This window comes from Gemmobacter fulvus (assembly GCF_018798885.1).
GTDB lineage: Bacteria > Pseudomonadota > Alphaproteobacteria > Rhodobacterales > Rhodobacteraceae > Gemmobacter > Gemmobacter fulvus.
The window spans coordinates 2,469,519-2,495,868 of the sequence record NZ_CP076361.1; the positions used below are offsets into that span (position 1 = coordinate 2,469,519).

Annotated in this window: 22 protein-coding genes and 1 tRNA gene; 16 read left to right on the top strand and 7 right to left on the bottom strand. The window is 62.5% G+C overall.

From position 1 onward, the window contains the following. Positions 1 to 24 precede the first annotated feature (24 nt). Complete coding sequence (gene yddG, locus KM031_RS11930; RefSeq protein ID WP_215504691.1) at positions 25 to 894, top strand: aromatic amino acid exporter YddG; 870 nt, start codon at positions 25 to 27, stop codon at positions 892 to 894. Here yddG and KM031_RS11935 read toward each other — a convergent pair. The 3 genes from KM031_RS11935 to KM031_RS11945 all read right to left on the bottom strand — a co-directional run bounded on the left by KM031_RS11935 (position 885) and on the right by KM031_RS11945 (position 2,152). Continuing rightward, positions 885 to 1,052: a YdcH family protein gene (locus KM031_RS11935; protein ID WP_215504690.1), complete on the bottom strand. Its 168-nt coding sequence runs from the start codon at positions 1,050 to 1,052 to the stop codon at positions 885 to 887. The two genes, yddG and KM031_RS11935, sit on opposite strands and share 10 nt — an antisense overlap. Positions 1,053 to 1,149: 97 nt before the next feature. After that, complete coding sequence (locus KM031_RS11940; protein ID WP_215504689.1) at positions 1,150 to 1,908, bottom strand: tRNA1(Val) (adenine(37)-N6)-methyltransferase; 759 nt, start codon at positions 1,906 to 1,908, stop codon at positions 1,150 to 1,152. Positions 1,909 to 1,936: 28 nt separating this feature from the next. Next, positions 1,937 to 2,152, bottom strand: coding sequence for a putative signal transducing protein (locus KM031_RS11945; RefSeq protein WP_215504688.1), 216 nt, complete (start codon positions 2,150 to 2,152; stop codon positions 1,937 to 1,939). Here KM031_RS11945 and KM031_RS11950 point away from each other — a divergent pair. Next, positions 2,054 to 3,220, top strand: a complete 1,167-nt coding sequence (locus KM031_RS11950; RefSeq protein WP_370879009.1) for a polyprenyl synthetase family protein — start codon at positions 2,054 to 2,056, stop codon at positions 3,218 to 3,220. The genes KM031_RS11945 and KM031_RS11950 overlap by 99 nt on opposite strands. On the opposite strand, the gene KM031_RS11955 is transcribed toward KM031_RS11950, so the two are convergent. From KM031_RS11955 to KM031_RS11965, 3 genes are all read right to left on the bottom strand, one after another. Further along, complete coding sequence (locus KM031_RS11955; RefSeq protein ID WP_215504686.1) at positions 3,196 to 4,095, bottom strand: 4-(cytidine 5'-diphospho)-2-C-methyl-D-erythritol kinase; 900 nt, start codon at positions 4,093 to 4,095, stop codon at positions 3,196 to 3,198. The genes KM031_RS11950 and KM031_RS11955 overlap by 25 nt on opposite strands. After that, positions 4,092 to 5,837 (bottom strand): tetratricopeptide repeat protein, encoded by a 1,746-nt coding sequence (locus KM031_RS11960; protein WP_215504685.1) that lies wholly within the window; start codon positions 5,835 to 5,837, stop codon positions 4,092 to 4,094. The genes KM031_RS11955 and KM031_RS11960 overlap by 4 nt, the downstream gene beginning before the upstream one ends. 134 nt (positions 5,838 to 5,971) lie before the next feature. Then, entirely contained in the window at positions 5,972 to 7,621 is a 1,650-nt protein-coding gene (locus tag KM031_RS11965) for an electron transfer flavoprotein-ubiquinone oxidoreductase (RefSeq protein WP_215504684.1), read from the bottom strand. Positions 7,622 to 7,914: 293 nt separating this feature from the next. On the opposite strand from KM031_RS11965, the gene greA reads away from it, so the two are divergent. Together greA and KM031_RS11975 are read left to right on the top strand one after the other, a co-directional pair. Then, positions 7,915 to 8,385: a transcription elongation factor GreA gene (gene greA / locus KM031_RS11970; RefSeq protein ID WP_215504683.1), complete on the top strand. Its 471-nt coding sequence runs from the start codon at positions 7,915 to 7,917 to the stop codon at positions 8,383 to 8,385. A gap of 22 nt (positions 8,386 to 8,407) precedes the next feature. Further along, positions 8,408 to 9,397: a hypothetical protein gene (locus KM031_RS11975; RefSeq protein WP_215504682.1), complete on the top strand. Its 990-nt coding sequence runs from the start codon at positions 8,408 to 8,410 to the stop codon at positions 9,395 to 9,397. Between the two features lie 12 nt (positions 9,398 to 9,409). Here the strand turns inward: KM031_RS11975 and KM031_RS11980 are convergent, their stop codons facing one another. Next, positions 9,410 to 10,771: a cytochrome P450 gene (locus tag KM031_RS11980; protein ID WP_215504681.1), complete on the bottom strand. Its 1,362-nt coding sequence runs from the start codon at positions 10,769 to 10,771 to the stop codon at positions 9,410 to 9,412. 119 nt (positions 10,772 to 10,890) lie between these two features. On the opposite strand from KM031_RS11980, the gene KM031_RS11985 reads away from it, so the two are divergent. From KM031_RS11985 to KM031_RS12040, 12 genes are all read left to right on the top strand, one after another. Next, positions 10,891 to 11,544: a hypothetical protein gene (locus tag KM031_RS11985; protein WP_215504680.1), complete on the top strand. Its 654-nt coding sequence runs from the start codon at positions 10,891 to 10,893 to the stop codon at positions 11,542 to 11,544. A gap of 89 nt (positions 11,545 to 11,633) precedes the next feature. Beyond that, the gene (gene tuf / locus KM031_RS11990; protein WP_215504664.1) at positions 11,634 to 12,809 is read left to right on the top strand and encodes an elongation factor Tu; all 1,176 of its coding nucleotides are present in this window, start codon (positions 11,634 to 11,636) and stop codon (positions 12,807 to 12,809) included. 162 nt (positions 12,810 to 12,971) lie between these two features. Then, positions 12,972 to 13,047, top strand: a tRNA-Trp gene (locus KM031_RS11995). Between the two features lie 166 nt (positions 13,048 to 13,213). Further along, positions 13,214 to 13,414, top strand: a complete 201-nt coding sequence (gene secE / locus KM031_RS12000; RefSeq protein ID WP_215504679.1) for a preprotein translocase subunit SecE — start codon at positions 13,214 to 13,216, stop codon at positions 13,412 to 13,414. 207 nt (positions 13,415 to 13,621) lie between these two features. Continuing rightward, positions 13,622 to 14,155, top strand: coding sequence for a transcription termination/antitermination protein NusG (gene nusG / locus KM031_RS12005; protein ID WP_215504678.1), 534 nt, complete (start codon positions 13,622 to 13,624; stop codon positions 14,153 to 14,155). A 94-nt stretch (positions 14,156 to 14,249) separates the two neighbouring features. After that, positions 14,250 to 14,702 (top strand): 50S ribosomal protein L11, encoded by a 453-nt coding sequence (gene rplK / locus KM031_RS12010; RefSeq protein ID WP_215504677.1) that lies wholly within the window; start codon positions 14,250 to 14,252, stop codon positions 14,700 to 14,702. Positions 14,703 to 14,706: 4 nt separating this feature from the next. Further along, positions 14,707 to 15,405 carry a 50S ribosomal protein L1 gene (gene rplA / locus KM031_RS12015; protein WP_215504676.1) on the top strand — a complete coding sequence of 233 codons (699 nt, stop codon included), beginning with the start codon at positions 14,707 to 14,709 and terminating at the stop codon, positions 15,403 to 15,405. A gap of 266 nt (positions 15,406 to 15,671) precedes the next feature. Next, positions 15,672 to 16,187, top strand: coding sequence for a 50S ribosomal protein L10 (gene rplJ, locus KM031_RS12020; RefSeq protein ID WP_215504675.1), 516 nt, complete (start codon positions 15,672 to 15,674; stop codon positions 16,185 to 16,187). Positions 16,188 to 16,268: 81 nt separating this feature from the next. Next, positions 16,269 to 16,643, top strand: a complete 375-nt coding sequence (gene rplL, locus KM031_RS12025; RefSeq protein ID WP_215504674.1) for a 50S ribosomal protein L7/L12 — start codon at positions 16,269 to 16,271, stop codon at positions 16,641 to 16,643. 243 nt (positions 16,644 to 16,886) lie between these two features. Then, positions 16,887 to 21,020, top strand: coding sequence for a DNA-directed RNA polymerase subunit beta (gene rpoB, locus KM031_RS12030; protein WP_215504673.1), 4,134 nt, complete (start codon positions 16,887 to 16,889; stop codon positions 21,018 to 21,020). A 100-nt stretch (positions 21,021 to 21,120) separates the two neighbouring features. Beyond that, the gene (rpoC, locus tag KM031_RS12035; protein WP_215504672.1) at positions 21,121 to 25,362 is read left to right on the top strand and encodes a DNA-directed RNA polymerase subunit beta'; all 4,242 of its coding nucleotides are present in this window, start codon (positions 21,121 to 21,123) and stop codon (positions 25,360 to 25,362) included. A gap of 124 nt (positions 25,363 to 25,486) precedes the next feature. Then, positions 25,487 to 26,299, top strand: a complete 813-nt coding sequence (locus tag KM031_RS12040; protein WP_215504671.1) for a glycosyltransferase — start codon at positions 25,487 to 25,489, stop codon at positions 26,297 to 26,299. The last annotated feature ends 51 nt before the right edge of the window (positions 26,300 to 26,350 follow it).

Below are 26,350 nucleotides of genomic sequence, written 5' to 3' on the forward strand. Positions count from 1 at the left end.
TTGCACGCCCTGAGGGAGGCCCGAATGACCCGAAACCGCGCAACTGCCATCGGCTTTACGGCTGTCCTGCTTTGGGCACTGCTGGCCCTGTTCACCATCGGCTCTGCGCCGGTGCCGCCCTTGCTGCTGAACGCGCTGTGCTTTGCCATCGGTGGCGGGATCGGTCTGATCTGGACGCTGGCCACCGGGCAGGGGGCGGTGCTGCGCAAGGTGCCGTTCAAGGTCTATGCCTTTGGTACGCTGGGGCTATTTGGCTATCACCTGCTGTATTTTACCGCCTTTCGCCTGTCGCCCACGGCAGAAACCGGCCTGATTGCCTATCTTTGGCCGCTGTTCATCGTGCTGCTGTCGGGCCTGCTGCCGGGCGAGCGGCTGACGGCGCTGCATATCTTTGGCGCTCTTGTGGCCTTTGCCGGGGCGGCACTGATCGTGCTGACCCGTGGAAGCAGTGGCGAAGGCTCGGTGCTGGGTCTGGTGCTGGCCTTTGGCTGTGCGGTGACTTGGGCCGTTTATTCGGTGCTGTCGCGCCGTCTGGGGGCGGTGCCCACCGCCTCGGTCACCATATTCTGTCTGGCGACCGCCGTTTTGTCGATGGTGGCACACCTGGCGCTGGAGCAAACGCAGTGGCCCGACACTGCCATGGGCTGGTTTTCGGTGCTGGCGCTGGGCATCGGCCCCGTGGGCATTGCGTTTTTCACCTGGGATACCGGCATGAAAAAAGGCGACATCCAACTGCTCGGTGTCGCCTCCTATGCTGCGCCTCTACTCTCCACGCTCGCGCTGGTTATAGCCGGGATCGCGCCCCCATCGCTCATGCTGCTTGTCGCGGCGATTCTGATCACCGGAGGGGCGGCGCTGGCGGCGAAGGCCAGCGCCAAACGAAATCAGGCGTGAGACAACCTCGCAATTTCCTCTTTGATCTTCAGCTTCTGTTTTTTCATTTCCGCGATTTTCAGATCGTCGATGGCAGGCGCGCGTTGGGCCTTTTGAACCATGTCCGACAGGTGTTCGTGCTTCTTCTTCAGCTCAGAAATATGCGAAGCGACAGTCATGCAAACCTCCTGTGATATGTTCGACAAGGTGATTGCAGCACGGATTCATCCGTCTGTCATCAAAATGTAACCGCCGCAGCGCAGCATTTACGGTCAATTAGCTGAACTGCGCCGAAAGATCGCAGCCCATGCGCAAAATTGCGTTCGCCTCGGGCGTGTAGGCCTCGCGGTCGCCCTCATGCGCGGCACCGCTGTGCAGGATCAGCGGCGGCAACAGGCGGAATCGCGCGCGCCCGCCCTTTCTGGCGCGCAGAATCACCCGCTTTGCCTCGCGCCCCGTCCGGGCGGCAAGCGGCAGCACTGCGGCGGATCCCAGCGTGCCGAGGTTGCCCAAAAGTTCGGGCAGGGCATCCGCGCCGGTGATCATTGTCAGCCAGCCGCCGGGGCGCAACCGCCGCGCCGCCGCCCTGAGCCAGTCTGCCAGCGGCACCTCATCCACCTGCATGGCAACCGCGCGGGCCGGGGTGGGGGAGGGCGTGCCGCCCGGCGGGTAATAGGGGGGATTGCAGACCACCTGATCGAACTCGCGCCGCAAGGCCAGGGGCACCTGCCGCAGATCGCCTTCGATCACCTCAAGCGCCATCCCGTTGCGGCTGGCATTGCGGCGGGCCAGATCGGCATAGGCCGGTTGTAACTCCAGCCCGGTGAGGTGCAGGCCCGCAACGCGTGTGCCAAGGCACAGGGCCGCCGCCCCCGCGCCACAGCCCAGATCCAGCACCCGATCCCCGGCGCGGGCCGGGCAGGCCGCCGCCAGCAGCACCGGATCGGTGGCCGCGCGATAGCCCTGCGCGGGCTGCCACAACCGCAGCCGCCCGGAAAGAAAGGCATCATCTGTCAGCGCATCATCGGCAAACATTGCAAGCCCCGTGAGTTGCCCCTGTGCGTCACAGCCCTGTCGGGATGTCGTTATCCGCGAGGACAGCCCGTGCCACAAACAGATCCCGGTCCGCCACCATCAAACGACGCGGCAAAATGCCAAGGTTGCCATCAAGGATGCTCATGTGGACGTCCATCTGAAACACCGCTATACCCTCGCCCTCAAGAAGGGCTGTGGCAAAGGCGATGATCGTCGGGTCGGTGCTGCGCAACAGGTCTTTCATGGCGGCAAGACTGTCGGCAATCCCCGCGATTGTCGAGAGGCGGAGACGGGAATAGGACGGGACAGGATGGGTTTGGACGAAGCTGCGCAAAAACCGCATGACCGCCTGAGCGCATGGCTCGCTGCCGATATGGAGGCGGTGAACCTGATGATCCGCACCCGCATGGCCTCGGAACATGCGCCGCGCATCCCACAGGTGACGGCGCATCTGGTCGAGGCGGGCGGCAAACGGCTGCGCCCGCTGCTGACATTGGCCGCCGCGCGGATGTGCGGCTACGACGGCCCGTTCCATGTGCATCTGGCCGCGACGGTGGAATTCATCCACACCGCCACCCTGCTGCATGATGATGTGGTGGATGAAAGCGCGCAGCGCCGGGGCCGCCCTACCGCCAACCTGTTGTGGGACAACAAATCTTCTGTGCTGGTCGGCGATTATCTATTTTCCCGCAGTTTTCAGCTGATGGTGGAAACCGGTAATCTGCGCGTGCTGGACATTCTGGCCAATGCCTCGGCCACCATTGCCGAGGGCGAGGTGCTGCAACTGACGGCGGCACAGGATCTGGCGACGACCGAAGCGATCTATCTGCAAGTGGTGCGTGGCAAGACGGCAGCCCTGTTTTCTGCCGCGACCGAGGTGGGCGGCGTGATCGCGGGTGCGCCGGAAGATCAGGTGCAGGCGCTGTTCACCTATGGCGATGCTTTGGGCATTGCCTTCCAGATCGTCGATGACCTGCTGGATTATGGCGGCACATCGGCAGTGATCGGCAAGAACACCGGCGATGATTTCCGCGAACGCAAGCTGACGCTGCCGGTGATCAAGGCGGTGGCGCAGGCGGATGCAGACGAGCGCGCCTTCTGGGAACGCACGATTGCCAAGGGCCAGCAGGCCGAGGGCGATCTGGAGCGGGCGCTGGAGATCATGGCGCGGCATGGCGCGATGGAGGCTGCGCGCGCCGATGCGCTGGCCTGGGTTGCCAAGGCCAAGACGGCGCTTGCCGTCCTGCCCGAGCATGAGATCAGGGGCATGTTGGTCGATCTGGCCGATTATGTAGTGGCGCGGATCAACTGATCCATATCGGCGCGGCCGGGATAGACGATGCCCGCCGCCGCCCACCAGTCGGGATGATCGGCGCGCAGCGCCTCGGCCGCCGCGATGGCGTCACCCTCTTTGGCGAACAACGCAAAGCAGGTGGCGCCGGAGCCTGACATCCGGGTGAACAGCGCGCGCGGCTGATCGGCCAGCGCCGCCAGAACATCGCCAATCACCGGCGCATGGCTGCGGGCGGGTGTTTCCAGATCATTGCGTTGCTCGGCCAGCCAAGTGGCCAGTGCGGCAGCATCGGGCCAGTGCGGCACGCTGTCGGGCATCGGCGCGTTGTTCTTTTGCGTCAGCGCGCGAAACACCACCGGGGTCGGCACTTCGACACGCGGATTGACCAGAACCACATGCAGTTCGGGCAGCGGTGGCAGCCAGTCCAGCTGCGCACCGATGCCTCGCATCCGCGCCGGATGCGAGGCGAGGCAGACCGGCACATCTGCCCCCAATGCCACAACCGCATCCGCTTCGGCCTTGTTCATCGGGGTCATGGGCGCGCCGGACATCAGCCGCAGCCGCATCACCGCCCGGATCGCCGCCGCCGCATCGGCAGAGCCGCCACCAATGCCGCTGGTGGGGGGCAGCAATTTGGTCAGGGTAAAGGCCGCCCCGGTGCCGCCCGCCACCAGACGCGCGGCTTTCAGCACCAGATTGTCATCCCCCCCCGGCACGTCTGCGGCAAAAGGCCCCTCAATGGTCAAAGACAGATCCTGTGCGGGCACCGCACGCAGTCTGTCGCCAATGCCCGCGAACACCACAAGACTGTCCAGCAGATGATAGCCGTCCTCGCGCTGGCCCGTGACATGCAGGGTCAGGTTGATCTTGGCGTAACCGAATTCATTGATCATTCGGCGGTGCCATTCTGTGCGGCTTCGACCGGAACCAGCGGTTTGGCACCTTCTTCGGCCAGAACCGCATCCAGCCCGATGTCGAGCTTGCGACGGATGCGTTTGGCCTCTTTTTCTTCGGGTTCATAAGACAGCGCGCGCCGCCATTGGAACTGCGCCTCCAGCTTGCGCCCGGCGGCCCAGTAGATATCGCCCAGATGGTCGGTCACGATCGGGTCCACCGGCTCCATCAGCGAGGCGCGTTCCATCGGCTCCACCGCATCGGCATAGCGGCCAAGCCGGAAATAGGCCCAGGCCAGACTGTCGGTGATATAGCCGCTGTCCGGCTGTGCCGCGACGGCGCGCTCGATCAAGGACAGCGCCTCGTCGAGATTCTTGTTCAGCTCCAGAAAGCTGTAGCCGAGATAGTTGAGAACCTGCGGCTGATCGGGCGCAAGCTCCAGCGCGCGGCGCAGATCGGCCTCGGCCTGATCCCAGCGCTTTTGCCGTTCGTGGCAGATGCCCCGGCTGAAGAACAGCGGCCAGTCCTTCGCTTCGGGCGTGCCCAGCAGGGCAATCGCGGCATCATAGGCCTTTGCGGCATCCTCGAACCGTTCCTGCCGCCGCAGCAGATCGGCATAGGTGGTCTGCACCGACAGCAGGTTGGGATAGGCCTTGGCCAGCGCCTGCATCACCTCGAGCGCGGCTTCGGCCTTGCCGCTGGACAGCAGGGTTTCGGCCCGGCCCATCTCGGCCAGATAATATTCCGGCGCATCGGCAGGCACGGCGGCATAGGTTTCCACCGCAAGCTCATGCTGCCCTTCGGAATTGAGCAGGCCCGCCGACATCAGTACCGCTTCGGTGTGATCGGGGCGCAGCCATGCGGCGGCCCGGCTGTAAAGCAGGGTATAGCCGTTTTCCGCCTCGCCGCTGAGCGCGGTGGCGAGGGTGTAAAACACTTCGGCAATGCCCTGATCGGCATTGACTGCGATATTGTAGGGAATCGCCTCGCCAGCCTCCAGCCGCGCGCGCAGGCTGTCGATTGCCGGATCCTGACCGCGCGCAAAGGCCTGATCCAGCATGGCGATGGCATCGGGGTTGCGCTCAAGCTGGCTGAGGATCTGGGCGTGGGCCACGACACCCCGGCGCAGCATCTTGATGGCGCCCACCGCATCGCTGGCCAGAATCTTGTCTGCGCCTTCAAAATCCCCGACCGAAGCAAGGGCGAGGGCCTTGTGATAGGCCCCGAAGATCTCCACGCCCTTGGTCTGCGCCAGTTTGTCGAACCCTGCCAGAGCCTCGTTCATCCGGCCATTGCCGGCCTCGGCCCAGGAGTTCACCAACTGGTCGAACAACATGCCGACCTCGCGGCCTTCTTTCTGACCGGCGAGGATGGCGGCAAAGTCGCTGCGCTTGGCATCGGCGACCACGATGGCCAGATTGGCAATCTGGCTGCGCCCGCCGAGCGCCGTCAGCTCTTTGGCGCGTTCGGCAGCGGTGTTGAAATCACCCGATCCCATCGCAGAGACTACCACCCCGTCCAGCAATTGCGGATTGTCAGGGTCTGCCGCCAGTGCCCGCACAAACCAGCCAAGCGCCGCCCGGTAATCGCTTTCCGTGGCCGCGATGCGCGCCGCAAGATAGGCCCCGGCATCGGCCTTTTCGGTGGCGGCGGGTGGGGTATCCGTCGGAGCCTCCTGCGCCAGCAGAGGCGCGCCCAGCAAGGCACAGGCAAGGGCAATCGCGGTTTGGGTCAGGCGCATGTGGTCCTCCGGGTTCGGACTGTCAACCTAGGATGTGGCTCGGCCATACGCAATGCGGGGCAGCCTTTCAGCCGCCCCGCACCAGCGCAAAGTCGCGCAGAAGTGTTCAATTTCGGCCCTGATTGCGGGCGCGATCACATATTGGGGTAATTCGGCCCGTCGCCGCCCTGTGGGGTCGTCCAGTTGATGTTCTGGCTGGGATCCTTGATGTCGCAGGTCTTGCAGTGGACGCAGTTCTGGAAGTTGATGACAAAGCGCGGATCCTTGCCCTCTTCGGCCACCACCTCATAAACGCCGGCCGGGCAATAACGTTGCGCCGGTTCGGCATACATCGGCAGGTTGACCAGAATCGGCACCGAGGCGTCTTTCAGCTTCAGATGCGCGGGCTGTGCCTCGTCATGGTTGGTAAAGCTGAAGGCGACATTGGTCAGCCGGTCGAACGACAGTTTGCCATCCGGGCGCGGATAGTCGATCACCTTGTGATCCTTGGCCAGCCCGGTTGCCGCCGCATCGGTCTTGCCGTGGCGCAGCGTGCCGAAGGCGGTCAGCCCGATGGTGTTGAGCCACATGTCCAGCCCGCCGCCCATCAGCGAGGCCACCAGCCCGAATTTCGACCAGAGCGGTTTGACGTTGCGGACCTTTTTCAGATCCTTGCCGATGCCGCCGCCGCGCACCTCGGCCTCATAGGCCGACAGCTCGTCGCCCTCGCGGCCTGCCGTGATCGCGGCATGCGCGGCCTCTGCCGCCGCCTTGCCCGACAGCATCGCATTGTGGTTGCCCTTGATACGCGGCACGTTGACCAGCCCGGCAGAGCAGCCGAGCAGGGCCACGCCGGGGGCCACCATCTTGGGGATGGACTGCCAGCCGCCTTCGGAGATGGCCCGCGCGCCGTAGGCCACCCGTTTGCCACCCTTCAGCAGCTCGGCCACCATCGGGTGATGTTTGAAGCGCTGGAACTCCATATAGGGGTACAGATGCGGGTTCTTGTAGTTCAGGTGAACCACGAAACCGACGTAGACCTGATTGTTTTCCAGATGATAGATGAAACTGCCGCCGCCTGCATTGCTGCCCAGCGGCCAGCCCATCGTATGGGTCACAGTGCCCTCGCGGTGTTTCGCAGGGTCGATTTCCCAGATTTCCTTCATGCCGATGCCGAATTTCTGCGGGCAGTGCCCTGCCGACAGATCGTATCTGGCAATGACTTCCTTGGCGAGCGAGCCGCGCACGCCTTCGCTCAGGAACACATATTTGCCGCGCAGCACCATGCCCGGTTCGTAATTCGGCCCGGGCGCGCCGGTTTCGGGGTCGCGGCCAAACTCGCCCGCGATGACACCCGCCACGCGGTTGCCTTCATAGACCAGCTCCGAACAGCTCATGCCCGGGAAGATCTCGACGCCCAGCCCCTCGGCGACCCCCGCCATCCAGCGGCAGACATTGGCCATCGACACGATGTAATTGCCGTGGTTGTTCATCAGGGGCGGCATTGGCCAGTTGGGAATCCGCACCTGACCAGCCGGGCCGAGCATGTAGAAATTGTCTTCCTTCACCTCGGTCTTGATCGGCGCATCCATCTTGCGCCAGTCGGGCAGCAGTGCATCCAGCCCCGACGGATCCAGCACCGCCCCCGACAGGATATGCGCGCCGACCTCGGAGCCCTTTTCCAGCACGACCACGTTCAGATCGGCATCCAGTTGCTTCAGCCGGATCGCCGCCGACAGTCCCGCAGGCCCCGCCCCGACGATGACGACATCATAGTCCATGCTCTCGCGTTCGATATCGCTCATCGCGTCCCCCTCTGGCGTCCAGGCGCCGACAGGCACCGCTGGCTTGAAAATCTGGCGTTTTGTCTGCCCCAAGGGAAGGCCGAGGTCAATCATGACGCAACATCAAAACGCCGCATCGCGGCATAGATGAAATATTCTTGCGGGCAGGATGCCGCTTCTGGCGCAACCGATGCCGTTTCCATGCCGCAGCCCTCTTGCATTTGTCGGCCCGCTGGGGTCAGGTGCAGGGAAGCACATGCAAGGTCATGGCCCTTTACCGGGCTGTGGCTTTGTTTTTTTAGGTGAAGAGGCCGATGGAAAAGATTCCGATGACCCGCGCCGGCCATGCCGCGCTTGATGAAGAGCTGAAGACGCTGAAATCGGTGGAACGTCCCGCAGTGATCCGGGCGATTGCCGAGGCGCGTGAACATGGCGACCTGTCGGAAAACGCCGAATATCATGCTGCGCGCGAAAAGCAGAGCTTCATCGAGGGCCGGATCAAGGAGCTGGAAGGCATGTTGTCGCTGGCCGAGGTGATCGACCCGTCAAAACTGTCCGGTGCGATCAAGTTCGGGGCCACGGTCACGCTGGTCGATGAGGATACGGACGAAGAAAAGACCTATCAGATCGTCGGTGAGGCCGAGGCCGATATCGAAAACGGCCTGCTGAACATCAAGTCGCCACTGGCCCGCGCCCTGATCGGCAAGGACGAGGGCGACAGCGTCGAGGTCAAGACCCCCGGCGGGCAGCGCAGCTATGAAGTGTTGAGCATCCGGTACGCCTGACGGCGACGAAAGGCAGGGCACGATGGCCGAGCCAGAGGACAAAACCCGCCGCGCGCCGCTGGATGCGGTGGGCCGGTTCACGGCCACCGAAGCGGTGGCCGCAGCCCTCAGCCTGATCTGGCTGGTGGCGGTTGCTGCCTATTCCTTCACCGCGCCGGATGGCACGGGGCCGCTGGGCATCGTGATGACGCTGATGATGGTGTTTCTGCCCATCGCGCTGATCTGGGTGACGGTGACGACACTGCGGTCGGTGCAGGAATTGCGCGCCGAAGCGACCCGGCTGCAATCGGCTGTGGAATCGATGCGCAATGCCTATGTGACGACGCAGGTGCAGCCCTCGGTGCAGCGCAAGCTGGAAGAGATCGAGCGCACTGCGAAACAGGCCGAAACGGCCTTGGCCACCTTCACCTCGCGGCGCGATGCGTCTTTGGTGGTCGCCTCGGCGGATCGCAAGGCGGCGATGGCGGCCCCCGCCCGGGCCGCGCCCGCCGAGGATCAGCCGGCCCTGGCACTGGGCACCCCGGCAGAGGATCTGCGCGCGCCGCTGTCGGTGGGCGATTTCATCCGCGCCTTGCAGTTTCCTGAAAGCCCCGAAGACAAGGACGGCTTTCGGGCGCTGCGGCTGGCGCTTGAGGACCGGGCGGTGGCCAAGCTGATCCGGGCCGCGCAGGATGTGCTGACCCTGCTGTCGCAGGAGGGTATCTTCATGGATGACCTCAAGCCCGAACGGGCGCGCCCCGAATTGTGGCGCAGCTTTGCGCAGGGCGAACGCGGGCGCGGCATTTCCGGGCTTGGCGGTATCCGCGACCGCTCGTCGCTGGCGCTGACTGCCGGGCGGATGCGCGAAGACCCGATCTTCCGCGACGCGGCGCATCACTTTCTGCGCACCTTCGACCGGACCTTTGCCGAATTTGAAAAAACCGCCACAGACGCCGAACTGGTGGATCTGGCCGATACCCGCACCGCGCGCGCCTTCATGCTGTTTGGCCGGGTGGCTGGGGTGTTCGACTGATCGACTCCGCCGCTAAAGGCGCTCCACGTTCAGCCAGACACCGCCCTGGGGTCGCAGGGTCAGGATCATCACCGGCTTTGGTGCTCGGCCCGGAATCGCGGTAAAGCGGAACCGGGCGAGCAGCGTGGCCAGAATGATCACCGCCTCTTGCAGCGCGAAATTCGCACCGATGCAGATGCGCGGTCCATCCCCGAACGGCAGGAAAGCAAACCGATCCGGGCGCGTTCCGTCAAAACGGCCTGGATCGAACATATCAGGGTCACGCCACAGCGCATGGTGCCGGTGCAGAGCATAGATCGGCAGGATCACCGTATCGCCGGGCCGCACCTCGCGCCCGCACAGCGTATCGGCAACACGCGCGGTGCGCGACAGAAAGGCCGCAGGCGGATAGAGGCGCAGCGTTTCCTCCACGATCCGGCGGATCAGCGGCAGCGCAGGCATATCCGCCGCCCCGGCGGCGCGGCTGCCCAAGGCCTCCTGCGCCTCGTGGCGCGCGGCCTCCTGCACCGCCGGATCGAAGGCACACAGATACAGCGCCCATGCCAGCGTCAGCGCGGTGGTTTCATGCCCGGCGACGATGAAGGTCAGCAGATTGTCGCGCAGCTCTGCCGTGCGCATCCGCCGCCCGCTTTCGGGGTCTTGCCCGGCCAGCAGCAGATCCAGCAGATCGGGCACCGCACCGCCCCCTTCGGCGCGGCGGCGGTCGATGGCGCTGTCGGCCATGCGTTTCATGGCGCGCATCTGCCCGCCCGCCAGCAGGCGTGACGGGCGCGGCACCCAGCCGGGCAGGCCCAGAATATCCAGCACCGACAGTTTCGCGGTGCCCGCGATGTAATGCTCGATCGCGGCATGGACGGCGGTGCGATCAATGCCGCCGCCCGACAGGGTCACATCCGAGATCACCTCGAAGGTGGCCGTCACCATTTCATCGAACAGATCCGCCGCGCCGCCCGATGCTGCGTCCAGCCGCGCCGAACTGCGCTCTGCCGCTGCGGTCATCACCGGGGCGAGGGCGGCCACATTGCGATGGGAAAACACCGGAGCGGCGGTGCGGCGTTGCCACATCCAGCTTTGGCCTTCGGCCACGAACAGGCTGTCGCCGATGGCGGGTTCGAGGATCAGTTTGGTGACCAGCGATTTGGGATAATCCTCCACCCGGTCGCGCAGGATCTGTTTCAGCGCACCCGGATCCATGACCATGTGCCAGCGCTTGCCGGTGCGCCCCGACAGGATCGGCGCATGGGTGGCGATTTCGGGGATCAGCTCCAGCACATTGCGCCGCCCGGCCTGCAACGAGCCCCAGATGCCCAGCGGCACGTTCGACAGCGGCACCCGCGCAGGGCAGGGCGGCGGGGTTTGGGCGGCGGTCTGCATCGGGCACCTCTTGCTTGCCCGTTTCAATATAGGCGGCGGGCCGCATGGGGCAAACTGCGGGCCGTTGCGCGGCGGGGCGGGAAAAGCTATGCGGGGGCCTGACCCAACCGGAGCCTGCCATGCCCGTCCTGCGCCCCCTTGCCCTCGTGCTCGGCCTTGCCACTCTTGCTGCCTGTGCCAAGAACGATCTGGCCGAACCGCCGGTCGATCTGGGCGATTTTGTCATGGGGCACAATATCGTGGTCTCCGACAAGGTGCAGAAGGTGCCGATCTCGCGCGCGGCCACGCCGGAAGAATGGAAAGTGGCGATGACCAAGGCGGTGGATGACCGTTTTGGCCGTTACGAGGGCAGCCGGATCTACAATATCGGCATTTCCGTCGATGCCTATGCGCTGGCCCCGCCCGGGATTCCGGTGGTTGCGGCGCCGAAATCGGTGCTGGTCGTGACGGCGAATATCTGGGACGACGCCAAGCAGAAAAAGCTGAATGCCGAAGGCAAGCAGTTGACAATCTTTGAAAGTTTCGACGGCGACAATGTGATCGGCACCGGGCTGACCAAGACCCGCGAACAGCAGATGGCGGCGCTGTCGTACAATGCTGCCAAGGCGGTGGAGGGCTGGCTGCTGGAAAACCCCACGTGGTTTGGCCTGCCGACCAAGGAAGAGGCCGCCGCGACCGCCAAGGCGGCAAAGGCCGACGCCAAGGCCGCCGAGAAAGCCGAGGCCGAGGCCGCGAAACTTGCGCCCCCTGTGACAGCGGTTCCAGCCAAGTGAGGCTTGATTTTCCTGTAGTCAATGGATAAGTCGCGCCCGGTGTAGATCCGGGCCTGACTGTAGGGGCCCCCCAATCCGCGAGGCCCATCATGGCAAAGGCAAAGTTTGAACGGACGAAACCGCACGTCAACATTGGCACGATTGGCCACGTTGACCACGGCAAGACGACGCTGACGGCAGCGATCACGAAGTATTTTGGTGAATTCCGTGCCTATGACCAGATTGACGGCGCACCGGAAGAGCGGGCACGGGGGATCACGATCTCGACCGCGCACGTGGAATACGAATCGGAAGCGCGTCACTACGCCCACGTCGACTGCCCCGGCCACGCCGACTATGTGAAGAACATGATCACCGGTGCCGCGCAGATGGACGGCGCGATCCTGGTGGTGAACGCAGCTGACGGCCCGATGCCGCAGACGCGCGAGCACATCCTGCTCGGCCGTCAGGTCGGCATTCCGTACATGGTCGTCTACCTGAACAAGGTCGACCAGGTGGATGACGAAGAGCTGCTGGAACTGGTGGAAATGGAAGTTCGCGAACTTCTGTCGTCCTACGACTATCCCGGCGACGACATTCCGATCATCAAGGGCTCGGCTCTGGCGGCGATGAACGGCACCAACCCGGAAATCGGCGAAAACTCGATCCGCGCGCTGATCGCGGCTGTCGACGCCTATATCCCGACCCCGGCGCGCGCTGTTGACCAGCCGTTCCTGATGCCGGTCGAAGACGTGTTCTCGATCTCGGGCCGCGGCACCGTTGCCACCGGCCGGATCGAGCGCGGCGTGGTGAAGGTCGGCGAGGAAGTCGAGATCGTCGGCATCCGCCCGAACAAGAAAACCGTCTGCACTGGCGTCGAGATGTTCCGCAAGCTGCTGGACCAGGGCGAAGCTGGCGACAACGTCGGCCTGCTGCTGCGCGGTGTGGACCGTGAAGGCATCGAGCGCGGCCAGGTTCTGTGCAAACCGAACTCGGTGAAACCGCACACCAAGTTCGAAGCCGAAGCCTATATCCTGACCAAGGAAGAAGGCGGCCGTCACACGCCGTTCTTTGCGAACTACCGTCCGCAATTCTACTTCCGCACCACCGACGTGACCGGGACGGTTGAACTGCCGGAAGGCACCGAAATGGTGATGCCGGGCGACAACCTGAAGTTCAACGTCTCGCTCATCGCCCCGATCGCGATGGAAGAGAAACTGCGCTTCGCCATCCGTGAAGGCGGCCGCACCGTCGGTGCAGGCGTCGTGTCGAAAATCATCGAGTGATCCTGCGATCTGCGGGATGATGAAAGGGCCGCCTTCGGGCGGCCCTTTTCTTTGTTGCGCCTGCGCCGACGGGCAGGGCAGGGGGATGCAGAAAATCGCGCCCCATCCTCAGGTTGCCCCTTGCTTTCCCCCGCCAGCTGCCTTAACCCACGCCTCAGGCCTAGGAGTTTAGCTCAGTTGGTAGAGCATCGGTCTCCAAAACCGAGGGTCGTGGGTTCGAGTCCCCCAACTCCTGCCAGGCCATTCCCCCGAAGTTGTTAGCGGCATGGCGCCACAGCTGGCTTGACGCGCATTTGTGCGCTGGCGGTGTTTGGATGCTGCCTGAATGGCTTGAATTCCGCGCGTCGACCGCGTATCTCCCCGGCTTGATACCGGCGCAGAGCGCCTTAGCAGGACGTTAACTCATGGCCAAGGTCACCCCTCTCCAGTTCATCCAGCAGGTGCGCACCGAGGTGGGCAAGGTCGTCTGGCCGTCGCGCCGCGAAGTGATGCTGACCACGGTGATGGTGTTCATCATGGCGGCGCTGTCGGCGACCTTCTTCAGCCTCGTCGATCTGGGGATCCGCTCTGGCCTGTCGGTGGTGGTCAACGGCTTCGGCGGTTGATAGCGTACGGCGCGTGCCGCATGGGCAGGCGGGCGGTTTTTCCTTGAATTGGCGGGCATAGCGGGCTATTGCCCAGCCAACGAATGTGAAACCGGCGCGCAGCGATTCGTGTTGCGCGCTGTTTTTTGTTCCGGTCCTGGCGAATACATCGTTGGGAAAGCAGAATTTTTCCGGGGATGCGCCCCGGCGGCAAAGGTGAAGAGCAGCATGGCGAAGCGGTGGTATTCGGTGAGCGTTCTCTCGAATTTCGAGAAGAAGATCGCCGAGCAGATCAAGCAAGCCGTGGCGGATGCCGGTCTCGAGGACGAGATCGAAGAGGTCATGGTTCCCACCGAAGAGGTGATTGAGGTTCGGCGCGGCAAGAAGGTCACGTCGGAGCGTCGGTTCATGCCGGGCTATGTGCTGGTGCGGATGGAGATGACGAATCGGGGCTATCACCTGATTTCGTCGATCAACCGTGTGACGGGCTTCCTCGGTCCGCAGGGCAAGCCGATGCCGATGCGCGACACCGAGGTCAATGCGATTCTGAACCGTGTCGAAGAGGGCGAGGCGCAGCCGCGCAATCTGATCCGCTTCGAGATCGGCGAGAAGGTCAAGGTGACCGACGGGCCGTTCGAGGGCTTCGATGGCATGGTCGAGGATGTGGATGAAGATCATTCGCGCCTGAAGGTCACGGTGTCGATCTTTGGCCGTGCGACCCCGGTCGAACTGGAATTCACTCAGGTTTCCAAAGAGCTGTGAGTGTATCGCGTGGGAGGCGAGCGGGCTGAGGCGCGCGGACCGGACCACTAAACCATGCGTCCCCGAGGGGATGCGGTGACAAAGGAGAGGCCCGATGGCCAAGAAGATTATCGGCAGCCTGAAGCTGCAAGTGAAAGCGGGGCAAGCCAACCCGTCCCCGCCCGTTGGCCCGGCTCTGGGTCAGCGCGGTCTGAACATCATGGCCTTCGTGAAGGAATTCAACGCGAAGACCGCTGATATCACCCCCGGCACGCCGACCCCGGTGATCATCACCTATTACCAGGACAAGTCGTTCAGCCTCGAGCTGAAGACCGCTCCGGCCTCGTTCATGCTGAAGCAGGCTGCAGGTCTGCCGCCGGTTGGCAAGCGCAACCGCGCCAAGGGTTCGGCCAAGCCGGGCCGCGAAGTGGCGGGCAAAGTGTCCGTGGCCCAGATCCGCGCGATTGCGGAAGCCAAGATGAAAGACCTGAACGCCAATTCGATCGAAGCGGCGATGCAGATCATTCTCGGCTCGGCCAAGTCCTGCGGCATTGAAGTGAAGGGCTGAGACCATGGCACAAGTTGGTAAACGCACCAAAGCAGCCCGTGAAGCCTTCGTCGGCAAAGAGTCGATCACGGTTGAAGATGCGGTCAAGCTGATCAAGTCGGCGGCTTCGGCCAAGTTCGACGAAACGCTGGAAATCGCAATGAACCTCGGCGTTGACCCGCGTCACGCAGACCAGATGGTCCGCGGCGTGGTGCAGCTGCCGAATGGCACCGGCAAAACCGTGCGCGTGGCCGTGTTCGCCCGTGGCGCCAAGGCTGATGAAGCCAAGGCCGCTGGCGCGGATATCGTCGGCGCAGAAGACCTGATGGAATCGATCCAGGCTGGCAAGATCGAGTTCGACCGTTGCATCGCAACGCCGGACATGATGCCGCTGGTCGGCCGTCTGGGCAAGATCCTTGGCCCGCGCAACCTGATGCCGAACCCCAAGGTCGGCACCGTGACGATGGACGTGAAAACGGCTGTTGAAGCGGCAAAAGGCGGCGAAGTGCAGTTCAAGGTCGAAAAAGCAGGCGTGATCCACGCCGGTATCGGCAAAGTGTCGTTCGACGAGCAGAAGCTGGCCGAAAACGTGCGCGCTTTCGTTGATGCCGTGACCCGTGCCCGTCCGTCGGGTGCCAAGGGCGCGTATCTGAAGAAAGTCTCGCTGTCCTCGACCATGGGCCCCGGCGTTTCGCTGGACCTTGCTTCGGCTGCGGGCAACTGAGTTTCGGGGCGGGGATACCCCCGCCCTCCAGAGTTTCCCGTGGCAACACGGGAATGGCGGGGCGGCCCGCGAGGTAACCGCCCTGTCCTGTCCGAGACGGTGGGTGGCGCGCAAACGCCTTAATACTCCTGCCTGAGATGGGGATCGAGATTTAAGGCACCTTCGGGTGATCTTGGCTCGGGACCCGTAATAAGGACCCGAACGTTCCCGATGTCATCGGGGACAAATATGAGCCGGGGGGTAACCCCCACACTTGGAGTGAAACTGTGGATAGAGCCCAGAAAGAGAAAGTGGTCGAGGAACTCGGCCAGATCTTCGCAAGCTCTGGCGTTGTTGTGGTCGCACACTACGCAGGTATCACGGTTGCTCAGATGCAGGACCTGCGCGCAAAAATGCGTGCCGTTGGCGGGTCCGTACGCGTTGCCAAGAACAAGCTCGCCAAGATCGCCCTTGAAGGCAAACCCGGCTCCGGCATGGGTGACCTTCTGACGGGCATGACCGTGATGGCCTATTCCGAAGACCCTGTCGCTGCGGCGAAGGTTGCGGAAGCCTATGCCAAGACCAACGACAAGTTCGTTATTCTTGGCGGGGCAATGGGTGACACGGTTCTGGACTCGGCCGGTGTGAAAGCCGTGGCCGCCATGCCGTCGCGCGAAGAGCTCATCGCTCAGATCGTGTCGATGATTGGCGCCCCCGCCTCCTCCATCGCCGGTGCCATTGGCGCGCCTGCTCAAAACATCGCTGGCATCCTGAAAACCATCGAGGAAAAAGCTGCGGCCTGACCGCAGACTTCACCTCGGGATACTTGCGTGGGTTGACCCAATCTCGTTGGAACCCCATCTTAACTGAACGGAACTGGAAAAATGGCTGATCTTAAAGCACTTGCCGAACAAATCGTCGGTCTGACCCTGCTGCAAGCGCAGGAACTGAAGAACATCCTGAAAGACGACTACGGCATCGAGCCCGCTGCTGGCGGCGCTGTGATGATGGCTGGCCCGGCTGCTGCCGCTGCTCCGGCTGAAGAAGAAAAGACCGAATTCGACGTCGTCCTGACCGACGCCGGCGCGAACAAGATCAACGTGATCAAAGAAGTCCGCGCAATCACCGGTCTGGGCCTGAAAGAAGCCAAAGACCTCGTTGAGGCTGGCGGCAAGGTCAAAGAAGGCGCTTCGAAAGCTGACGCTGAAGCGATGAAGAAGAAGCTCGAAGAGGCTGGCGCCAAGGTCGAGCTGAAGTAATCTGTCAGGTGCCTCTGGCACCCGATTGATTTGCAAATGGCTGGGTCCGACCTTGTGTCGGGCCCAGCTATGCGCGTCTTGGAAGGGGCTTTGCCCAAGTGTCTTCCCAGGCGCGGTTCAAGGTTCGGGAGCGGCCCTTCGGGACGGGCTGCATGAATGGAACCTTCCCCCTGATCGCCAAGCGGCGCGCACCCGTACCCCGACGGGCTGTGTGTCGGCGAAAAACGAAAGGTGACTATGAGCATGGCTCAGAGCTACGTTGGCCAGAAGCGCATCCGCCGCTACTTTGGCAAGATCCGTGAAGTTCTTGAAATGCCGAACCTCATCGAGGTTCAGAAATCCTCTTACGACCTGTTCCTGAAATCGGGCGACGGTGTGAAGCCGGCCGATGGCGAAGGCATTCAGGGCGTGTTCCAGTCGGTGTTTCCGATCAAGGATTTCAACGAGACCGCTGTTCTGGAATTCGTGAAATACGAGCTGGAAAAGCCGAAATATGACGTGGACGAGTGCCAGCAGCGCGACATGACCTATGCCGCACCGCTGAAGGTCACCCTGCGCCTGATCGTGTTTGATGTCGACGAAACCACCGGCGCGCGGTCGGTGAAAGACATCAAGGAACAGGATGTCTACATGGGCGACATGCCCCTGATGACCTCCAACGGGACGTTTGTGGTCAACGGCACCGAACGGGTGATCGTGTCGCAGATGCACCGCTCGCCGGGCGTGTTCTTTGACCATGACAAGGGCAAGACCCATTCTTCGGGCAAGCTTCTGTTCGCCTGCCGCATCATCCCGTATCGCGGCAGCTGGCTGGACTTCGAGTTTGATGCGAAGGATATCGTGTTCTCGCGGATCGACCGTCGGCGCAAGCTGCCGGTGACGACGCTGCTCTATGCGCTTGGCATGGATCAGGAAGGCATCATGGATGCCTATTACGATACCGTGAACTTCAAATACCTGAAGAACAAGGGCTGGGTCACCAAGTTCTTCCCCGAACGGATCCGCGGCACCCGCCCGTCGTTCGACATCGTGGATGCAGGCACCGGCGAAGTGATCTGCAAGGCCGGCGAAAAGATGACGCCGCGCATGGTCAAGAAACTGATCGACGATGGCAAGGTGACCGAGCTGCTGCTGCCCTACGATCAGATCGTGGGCCGCTATGTGGCGAAGGACATCATCAACGAAGAAACCGGGGAAATCTGGGTCGAAGCCGGTGACGAGCTCACCATGGAATACGACCGGGATGGCGAAGTGAAAGGCGGCAGCCTGAAGCTGCTGCTGGATCAGGGCATCACCGAGATTCCGGTGCTGGACATCGACAACGTGAACGTCGGTCCTTACATGCGCAACACCATGGCGGCAGACAAGAACATGGGTCGCGATACCGCGCTCATGGACATCTACCGCGTCATGCGCCCCGGCGAGCCGCCGACGGTGGAAGCCGCAAGCCAGCTGTTCGATACGCTGTTCTTCGACAGCGAGCGCTATGATCTCTCGGCTGTTGGCCGGGTGAAGATGAACATGCGTCTGGATCTGGGCCGCCCGGATACCCAGCGCACGCTGGACCGTGCCGACATCGTGGCCTGTATCAAGGCTCTGGTGGAACTGCGCGACGGCAAGGGCGAGATCGACGATATCGACCACCTCGGCAACCGCCGGGTGCGTTCGGTTGGCGAACTGATGGAAAATCAGTATCGCGTCGGCCTGCTGCGCATGGAACGTGCCATCAAGGAGCGCATGTCGTCGGTAGAAATCGACACGATCATGCCGCAAGACCTGATCAACGCCAAACCGGCGGCGGCGGCGGTGCGTGAATTCTTCGGCTCCTCGCAGCTGTCGCAGTTCATGGACCAAACCAACCCGCTGTCCGAAGTGACGCACAAGCGCCGTCTGTCGGCGCTCGGGCCGGGCGGTCTGACGCGCGAGCGTGCGGGCTTCGAGGTGCGCGACGTTCACCCGACCCACTATGGCCGGATGTGCCCGATCGAGACGCCGGAAGGTCAGAACATTGGTCTGATCAACAGCCTCGCCACTTTCGCCCGTGTGAACAAATATGGCTTCATCGAGACGCCGTATCGCAAGGTGATCGACGGCAAGGTGTCGGACGACGTGGTCTATATGTCGGCCACCGAAGAAATGCGCCACACGGTTGCACAGGCCAATGCCGCGCAGGATTCCGAAGGCCGCTTCCAGGACGATCTGATTTCCTCGCGGAAAGCGGGCGAATTCATGCTGAATCCGCCGGATGCCATCGACCTGATCGACGTGTCGCCGAAGCAGCTTGTGTCGGTCGCAGCATCGCTGATCCCGTTCCTTGAGAACGACGACGCCAACCGCGCGCTGATGGGCTCGAACATGCAGCGTCAGGCCGTGCCGCTGCTGCAATCGGATGCGCCCTTTGTCGGCACCGGGATCGAGGCCGTTGTGGCCCGCGACTCGGGGGCTGCCATCATGGCGCGCCGGGCCGGCGTGATCGACCAGGTGGACGCAACCCGTATCGTTGTGCGCGCGACCGAAATGCTGGAACCGGGCGAGCCGGGCGTCGACATCTATCGTCTGCGCAAGTTCAAACGCTCGAACCAGTCGTCCTGCATCAACCAGCGCCCGCTGGTGAAGGTGGGCGACACGGTGGCGCGTGGCGAGGTGGTGGCCGATGGTCCCTGCACCGACATGGGCGAACTGGCACTTGGCCGGAACGTGATCGTGGCCTTCATGCCGTGGAACGGCTACAACTATGAAGACTCGATCCTGATCAGCGAACGTATCCTGCGCGATGACGTCTTCACCTCGATCCATATCGAGGAATACGAAGTTGCGGCCCGCGATACAAAGCTGGGGCCGGAAGAGATCACCCGCGACATTCCGAACGTCGGTGAAGAAGCGCTGCGCAACCTCGACGAGGCGGGCATCGTGTACATCGGTGCCGAAGTGCAGCCGGGCGACATTCTGGTTGGCAAGATCACCCCCAAGGGCGAAAGCCCGATGACGCCGGAAGAAAAACTTCTGCGCGCCATCTTTGGTGAAAAAGCGTCGGACGTGCGCGATACCTCGCTGCGCCTGCCGCCGGGGGCCTATGGCACCATCGTGGAAGTCCGCGTGTTCAACCGTCATGGTGTGGACAAGGACGAACGTGCGCTGCAAATCGAGCGGGAAGAGGTCGAGCGTCTGGCCCGTGACCGCGACGACGAGCTGGCAATCCTGGAGCGCAACATCTACTCGCGCCTCAAGACGCTGATCATGGGCAAAGTGGCTGTCAAAGGCCCGAAAGGCATCAAGGCCGGTTCCGAGATCAACGACGATCTGCTGAGCCAGTTGTCGCGTGGCCAGTGGTGGCAGCTTGCCCTTGGGGAAGAAGCCGAGGCCAAGGATGTCGAGGCGCTGCACGATCAGTTCGAGGCACAGAAGCGCGCGCTGGATCACCGCTTTGATGACAAGGTGGAAAAAGTCCGTCGTGGCGACGATCTGCCTCCGGGCGTGATGAAGATGGTCAAGGTGTTCGTCGCGGTGAAGCGCAAGCTGCAACCGGGCGACAAGATGGCCGGTCGTCACGGCAACAAGGGTGTTATCTCGAAGGTTGTCCCGATGGAGGACATGCCCTTCCTCGCGGATGGCACCCCGGTTGACCTCGTGCTGAATCCGCTCGGCGTGCCGTCGCGGATGAACGTCGGGCAGATTCTGGAAACCCACATGGGCTGGGCCGCGCGCGGTCTGGGTCTGAAGATCGACGATGCCTTGAAAGAGTATCGCCGTTCGGGTGACATGACCCCGGTGCGCGAAGCCGTGCGTCTGGCCTATGGTGACGAAACCTATGAAGGGGCATTTGCCGACAAGGACGAGGCCGACTTCCTCGAACTGGCTGGCAACGTCACCCGTGGTGTTCCGATCGCCTCGCCGGTGTTCGACGGTGCGAAAGAAGCAGACGTGAACGACGCGCTGACCCGCGCGGGCTTTGATACCTCGGGGCAATCCGTGGTGTTCGACGGTCGCAGCGGCGAGCAGTTCCAGCGCAAGGTCACCGTGGGCGTGAAATACATGCTCAAGCTGCACCACCTTGTCGACGACAAGCTGCACGCCCGTTCCACCGGCCCGTACAGCCTTGTGACCCAGCAGCCGCTGGGTGGTAAGGCGCAGTTCGGTGGTCAGCGTCTGGGGGAGATGGAGGTCTGGGCTCTGGAAGCTTACGGCGCCGCCTATACCCTGCAGGAAATGCTGACCGTGAAGTCGGACGACGTGGCGGGCCGGACCAAGGTCTACGAATCCATCGTCAAGGGCGAGGACAATTACGAGGCAGGTGTCCCGGAATCGTTCAACGTTCTGGTGAAGGAAGTGCGTGGCCTCGGCCTCAACATGGAACTCCTGGATGCGGAGGAAGAGTGAGCAGAGGACGGGTTAACCCCGTCTTGTGCCCAGATGGCAGGGCGGGGAGTTCCCCGCGCTGCCAAACCTTCCCCCGCCGCCCCCATTCTTAGGAATTGAAATGAACCAGGAACTCAGCACCAACCCGTTCAACCCGGTGGCGCCCGTCAAGACTTTCGACGAGATCAAGATCTCGCTGGCTTCGCCCGAGCGGATCCTGTCGTGGTCGTTCGGTGAAATCAAGAAGCCGGAAACCATCAACTACCGCACGTTCAAGCCCGAGCGTGACGGTCTGTTCTGCGCGCGGATCTTTGGCCCGATCAAGGATTACGAATGCCTCTGCGGCAAATACAAGCGCATGAAATATCGCGGCGTTGTCTGCGAGAAATGCGGTGTGGAAGTCACGCTGCAAAAGGTGCGCCGCGAGCGCATGGGCCATATCGAACTGGCGGCGCCCGTCGCCCATATCTGGTTCCTGAAATCGCTGCCGTCCCGCATCGGTCTGATGCTGGACATGACGCTGCGCGATCTGGAACGCATCCTCTATTTCGAAAACTATGTGGTGATCGAGCCGGGTCTGACCGACCTGACCTATGGTCAGCTGATGACCGAGGAAGAATTCCTCGACGCGCAGGACCAGTTCGGCGCTGATGCTTTCACCGCGAATATCGGTGCCGAGGCAATCCGCGAGATGCTGGCCGCGATTGATCTGGACAGCACCGCCGTGCAGCTTCGGGAAGACCTGAAGGAAGCCACCGGCGAGCTGAAGCCGAAGAAGATCATCAAGCGCTTGAAGATCGTGGAAAGCTTCCTCGAATCCGGCAACCGCCCGGAATGGATGATCCTGACCGTGCTGCCGGTGATCCCGCCAGAACTGCGCCCTCTGGTGCCGCTGGATGGGGGACGTTTTGCGACCTCTGACCTGAACGACCTGTATCGTCGCGTCATCAACCGCAACAACCGTCTGAAACGGCTGATCGAGCTGCGTGCGCCCGATATCATCGTGCGCAACGAAAAGCGCATGCTGCAAGAAGCCGTGGACGCGCTGTTCGACAATGGCCGTCGCGGCCGCGTGATCACGGGCACCAACAAGCGCCCGCTGAAATCGCTGTCCGACATGCTGAAAGGCAAACAGGGCCGCTTCCGTCAGAACCTTCTGGGGAAACGGGTCGACTTCTCGGGCCGTTCGGTGATCGTGACCGGGCCGGAGCTGAAACTGCATCAGTGCGGCCTGCCGAAGAAGATGGCGTTGGAGCTGTTCAAGCCCTTCATCTATTCGCGTCTGGAGGCCAAGGGCCTGTCCAGCACCGTGAAGCAGGCGAAGAAGCTGGTCGAGAAAGAGCGCCCGGAGGTCTGGGACATCCTTGATGAGGTGATCCGCGAACACCCGGTGCTGCTGAACCGCGCACCGACGCTGCACCGTCTGGGCATCCAGGCGTTCGAGCCGATCCTAATCGAAGGCAAGGCAATCCAGCTGCACCCGCTGGTCTGCTCGGCCTTCAACGCCGACTTCGACGGCGACCAGATGGCTGTTCACGTTCCGCTCTCGCAGGAAGCCCAGCTGGAAGCGCGCGTGCTGATGATGTCGACGAACAACGTTCTGTCGCCCGCCAACGGCGCGCCGATCATTGTTCCGTCGCAGGACATGGTGTTGGGCCTGTATTACACCACCATGGAACGCAAGGGCATGGTCGGTGAAGGCATGATCTTCACCGATGTGGACGAAGTGGAACATGCGCTGGCCGCAGGCTCCGTGCATCTGCACGCCAAGATCCAGGCGCGTCTGCGTCAGGTCGATGGCGAAGGCAACATCATCTGGAAGCGTTACGAGACGACCCCCGGGCGTCTGCGTCTGGGCAACCTGCTGCCGCTGAACGCGAAAGCCCCGTTCGAGCTGGTGAACCGCCTGCTGCGCAAGAAAGACGTGCAGACCGTCATCGACACCGTCTACCGCTACTGCGGTCAGAAAGAGTCGGTGATCTTCTGTGACCAGATCATGGGTCTGGGCTTCCGCGAGGCGTTCAAGGCCGGGATTTCGTTCGGCAAGGACGACATGCTGATCCCCGACACCAAATGGGACATCGTGAACGAAGTCCGCGATCAGGTGAAGGAATTCGAACAGCAGTACATGGACGGCCTGATCACTCAGGGCGAAAAGTACAACAAGGTTGTCGATGCCTGGTCGAAATGCTCCGACAAGGTCGCAGGCGAGATGATGGCCGAGATTTCGGCTGTGCGCTATGACGATGCCGGTGCTGAAAAAGAGCCGAACTCGGTCTACATGATGTCCCACTCCGGGGCACGGGGTTCGCCTGCACAGATGAAGCAGCTGGGCGGGATGCGCGGTCTGATGGCCAAGCCTTCGGGCGAGATCATCGAAACGCCGATCATCTCGAACTTCAAGGAAGGTCTGACCGTTCTTGAATACTTCAACTCGACCCACGGCGCCCGGAAGGGCCTTGCGGATACGGCACTGAAAACGGCGAACTCGGGGTATCTGACCCGCCGCCTGGTGGACGTGGCGCAGGATTGCATCGTGCGGTCGCATGATTGCGGCACCGAAAACGCCATTACCGCCGAAGCGGCAGTGAATGACGGTGAAGTGGTCGCGTCGCTGGCCGAGCGTGTGCTGGGCCGTGTGGCGGCGGATGACATCTTTGTGCCGGGTACCGAAGAAGTGGTGGTGAAACGGGGCGAGCTGATCGACGAACGCAAGGCAGATGCGATCCTGCAAGCGGGCGTTGCAACGGCGCGCATCCGCTCGCCGCTGACCTGCGAAGCCGAAGAGGGCGTCTGCGCCATGTGCTATGGCCGTGACCTTGCACGCGGCACGCTGGTGAACCAGGGCGAAGCTGTCGGCATCATCGCCGCACAGTCGATCGGCGAGCCGGGCACCCAGCTGACGATGCGGACCTTCCACATCGGCGGTATTGCTCAGGGTGGTCAGCAGTCCTTCCTCGAAGCCAGCCAAGAGGGCAAGATCGAGTTCCGCAATGCCAACCTTCTGGCAAATGCCAATGGCGAACAGATCGTCATGGGCCGGAACATGCAGATTGCCATCATCGACGAGGCCGGTCAGGAACGCGCAGCCCATAAGGTGACTTATGGTGCCAAGGTTCACGTCAAGGAAGGGGCCGCGGTCAAACGTGGTGCCAAGCTGTTCGAATGGGATCCCTATACCCTGCCGATCATCGCCGAAAAGGCCGGTATCGCGCGCTTTGTCGACCTGATCTCGGGCATCTCGGTGCGCGACGATACTGACGAAGCCACCGGCATGACGCAGAAGATCGTCACCGACTGGCGTTCGGCACCGAAAGGTGGCGACCTGAAGCCGGAAGTGATCGTGATGAACCCGGAAACCGGCGAGCCGATGCGCAACGAGCAAGGCAACCCGATCTCTTACCCGATGTCGGTCGACGCGATTCTGTCGGTTGAAGACGGGCAAGAGATGAAGGCCGGTGACGTCGTGGCGCGTATCCCGCGCGAAGGTGCCAAGACCAAGGACATCACCGGGGGTCTGCCCCGCGTGGCCGAACTGTTCGAAGCCCGTCGCCCGAAAGATCACGCCATCATCGCGGAAACCGATGGTTATGTGCGCTTCGGCAAGGACTACAAGAACAAGCGCCGCATCACCATCGAGCCGGTGGACGAGACGCTCCAGACGCAGGAATACATGATCCCGAAAGGGAAACATATTCCGGTTCAGGAAGGCGATTTCGTCCAGAAGGGCGATTACATCATGGACGGCAACCCCGCGCCGCATGACATCCTGCGCATCATGGGTGTCGAGGCGCTGGCCAACTACATGATCGACGAAGTGCAGGACGTCTATCGTCTGCAAGGCGTGAAGATCAACGATAAGCACATCGAAGTGATCGTGCGCCAGATGCTCCAGAAGTTCGAAGTTCTGGATTCGGGCGAAACGACGCTGCTGAAAGGTGAGCATGTCGACAAGGCCGAACTGGACGAGATGAACGACAAGGCGCTGTCGCATGGCATGCGCCCGGCTCAGGCAGAGCCGATCCTTCTGGGGATCACCAAGGCTTCGCTGCAAACCCGGTCGTTCATTTCGGCGGCGTCCTTCCAGGAAACCACCCGCGTTCTGACCGAGGCTTCGGTGCAGGGCAAACGCGACAAACTGGTGGGCCTGAAAGAGAACGTGATCGTGGGTCGTCTGATCCCGGCGGGCACCGGCGGTGCCACCAGCCGCGTGAAGAAGATCGCAGCGGATCGCGACGGCAAGGTGATCGACGCCCGCCGCAACGAGGCGGAAGCCGCAGCCGCACTGGCCGCGCCGACCGCAGCGTCGGTGGTGCCGGATGTGGACAGCAGCCTGGCTGACACGATCGAAAGCCGCGAGTGATCGCAGCGACCTGACGTTGAACAGCCCCTGCCGTAAGGCGGGGGCTGTTTGCATTTCGGTGTTTCATTTTGACAAGCCGATCTGTGGCGGCAATGCTGGAACAAAGCATTGGAACAGGCCGAAGATGACCGCGAAATTCCAGAACCAGATCATCGGGCTGATGCGGTTTTCCTACCCGTCAAAAGGCGGATTTGTGAAATCCGACGATGACCCTGAAGTGCTGGAAACCCGGCTTTACGACCCTGTGCGGCTGGAGCGGCGGTTCCAATTGTTTGAGCGGCTGACCATGCCGTCGTTGCTGGCGCAAAGTGACACGGATTTTGCGATGATCTTTCTGATCGGCCGCAGCCTCCCGGATGTCTGGCGTGACCGGCTGCATGATGCCATCGCGCCGCTGGCGGGGGCGCGGGTTGTGGCGCTGACCTCACTGCCGCATTACCTTGCGGTGCGGCGGGCCTTTGCCATGGCCGAACAGGACAGGGCCACCCATGTCACCGGGTTTCGACTGGATGATGATGATGCGCTTGACCGGGATCATATCGCCCGGATGCGGCGGACCGTGGCGGCCCTGTTGCCGGTGGCCGGGATGGATGCGCCATTGGTGACCGGCAGCAACCGGGGCTACTTTCTGGAGCGCAAACCCGGCGGCAACACGATTTTCGAGGTTGTGGAAAAAACGCCGATTGGCATTGGCCTTGCGATGACCACGCCCAAAGGTGTGCAGGAGAACATCTTTCGCCGCAATCACCGCTTCTGCGGCCAGTATTATAACACCTATACCGACGCCAATGTGCCAGCCTTCATCCGCACGGTGCACAGCGACAATGACAGCGACCCCCACGCCTCGGGCAAGATCGAGAAATGCAGTTGGGAGGATGCGGCGCCGCTGATCGAGGCGCATTTTCCCTTTACCGCCGAAACCCTGCAAGCGGTCTGAGCCGGGCCTGCGGTTTGCCCCTTGCAAAGCCCGGCGCGGCTTGCGCAACAT

What these genes read in the sequence shown, in the direction of transcription:
- yddG (WP_215504691.1), top strand. Translation starts at nt 25, where the DNA reads ATGACCCGAAACCGCGCAACTGCCATCGGCTTTACGGCTGTCCTGCTT.
- KM031_RS11935 (WP_215504690.1), bottom strand. Translation starts at nt 1,052, where the DNA reads ATGACTGTCGCTTCGCATATTTCTGAGCTGAAGAAGAAGCACGAACAC.
- KM031_RS11940 (WP_215504689.1), bottom strand. Translation starts at nt 1,908, where the DNA reads ATGTTTGCCGATGATGCGCTGACAGATGATGCCTTTCTTTCCGGGCGG.
- KM031_RS11945 (WP_215504688.1), bottom strand. Translation starts at nt 2,152, where the DNA reads ATGAAAGACCTGTTGCGCAGCACCGACCCGACGATCATCGCCTTTGCC.
- KM031_RS11955 (WP_215504686.1), bottom strand. Translation starts at nt 4,095, where the DNA reads ATGATCAATGAATTCGGTTACGCCAAGATCAACCTGACCCTGCATGTC.
- KM031_RS11960 (WP_215504685.1), bottom strand. Translation starts at nt 5,837, where the DNA reads ATGCGCCTGACCCAAACCGCGATTGCCCTTGCCTGTGCCTTGCTGGGC.
- KM031_RS11965 (WP_215504684.1), bottom strand. Translation starts at nt 7,621, where the DNA reads ATGAGCGATATCGAACGCGAGAGCATGGACTATGATGTCGTCATCGTC.
- greA (WP_215504683.1), top strand. Translation starts at nt 7,915, where the DNA reads ATGGAAAAGATTCCGATGACCCGCGCCGGCCATGCCGCGCTTGATGAA.
- KM031_RS11975 (WP_215504682.1), top strand. Translation starts at nt 8,408, where the DNA reads ATGGCCGAGCCAGAGGACAAAACCCGCCGCGCGCCGCTGGATGCGGTG.
- KM031_RS11980 (WP_215504681.1), bottom strand. Translation starts at nt 10,771, where the DNA reads ATGCAGACCGCCGCCCAAACCCCGCCGCCCTGCCCTGCGCGGGTGCCG.
- KM031_RS11985 (WP_215504680.1), top strand. Translation starts at nt 10,891, where the DNA reads ATGCCCGTCCTGCGCCCCCTTGCCCTCGTGCTCGGCCTTGCCACTCTT.
- tuf (WP_215504664.1), top strand. Translation starts at nt 11,634, where the DNA reads ATGGCAAAGGCAAAGTTTGAACGGACGAAACCGCACGTCAACATTGGC.
- secE (WP_215504679.1), top strand. Translation starts at nt 13,214, where the DNA reads ATGGCCAAGGTCACCCCTCTCCAGTTCATCCAGCAGGTGCGCACCGAG.
- nusG (WP_215504678.1), top strand. Translation starts at nt 13,622, where the DNA reads ATGGCGAAGCGGTGGTATTCGGTGAGCGTTCTCTCGAATTTCGAGAAG.
- rplK (WP_215504677.1), top strand. Translation starts at nt 14,250, where the DNA reads ATGGCCAAGAAGATTATCGGCAGCCTGAAGCTGCAAGTGAAAGCGGGG.
- rplA (WP_215504676.1), top strand. Translation starts at nt 14,707, where the DNA reads ATGGCACAAGTTGGTAAACGCACCAAAGCAGCCCGTGAAGCCTTCGTC.
- rplL (WP_215504674.1), top strand. Translation starts at nt 16,269, where the DNA reads ATGGCTGATCTTAAAGCACTTGCCGAACAAATCGTCGGTCTGACCCTG.
- rpoB (WP_215504673.1), top strand. Translation starts at nt 16,887, where the DNA reads ATGGCTCAGAGCTACGTTGGCCAGAAGCGCATCCGCCGCTACTTTGGC.
- rpoC (WP_215504672.1), top strand. Translation starts at nt 21,121, where the DNA reads ATGAACCAGGAACTCAGCACCAACCCGTTCAACCCGGTGGCGCCCGTC.
- KM031_RS12040 (WP_215504671.1), top strand. Translation starts at nt 25,487, where the DNA reads ATGACCGCGAAATTCCAGAACCAGATCATCGGGCTGATGCGGTTTTCC.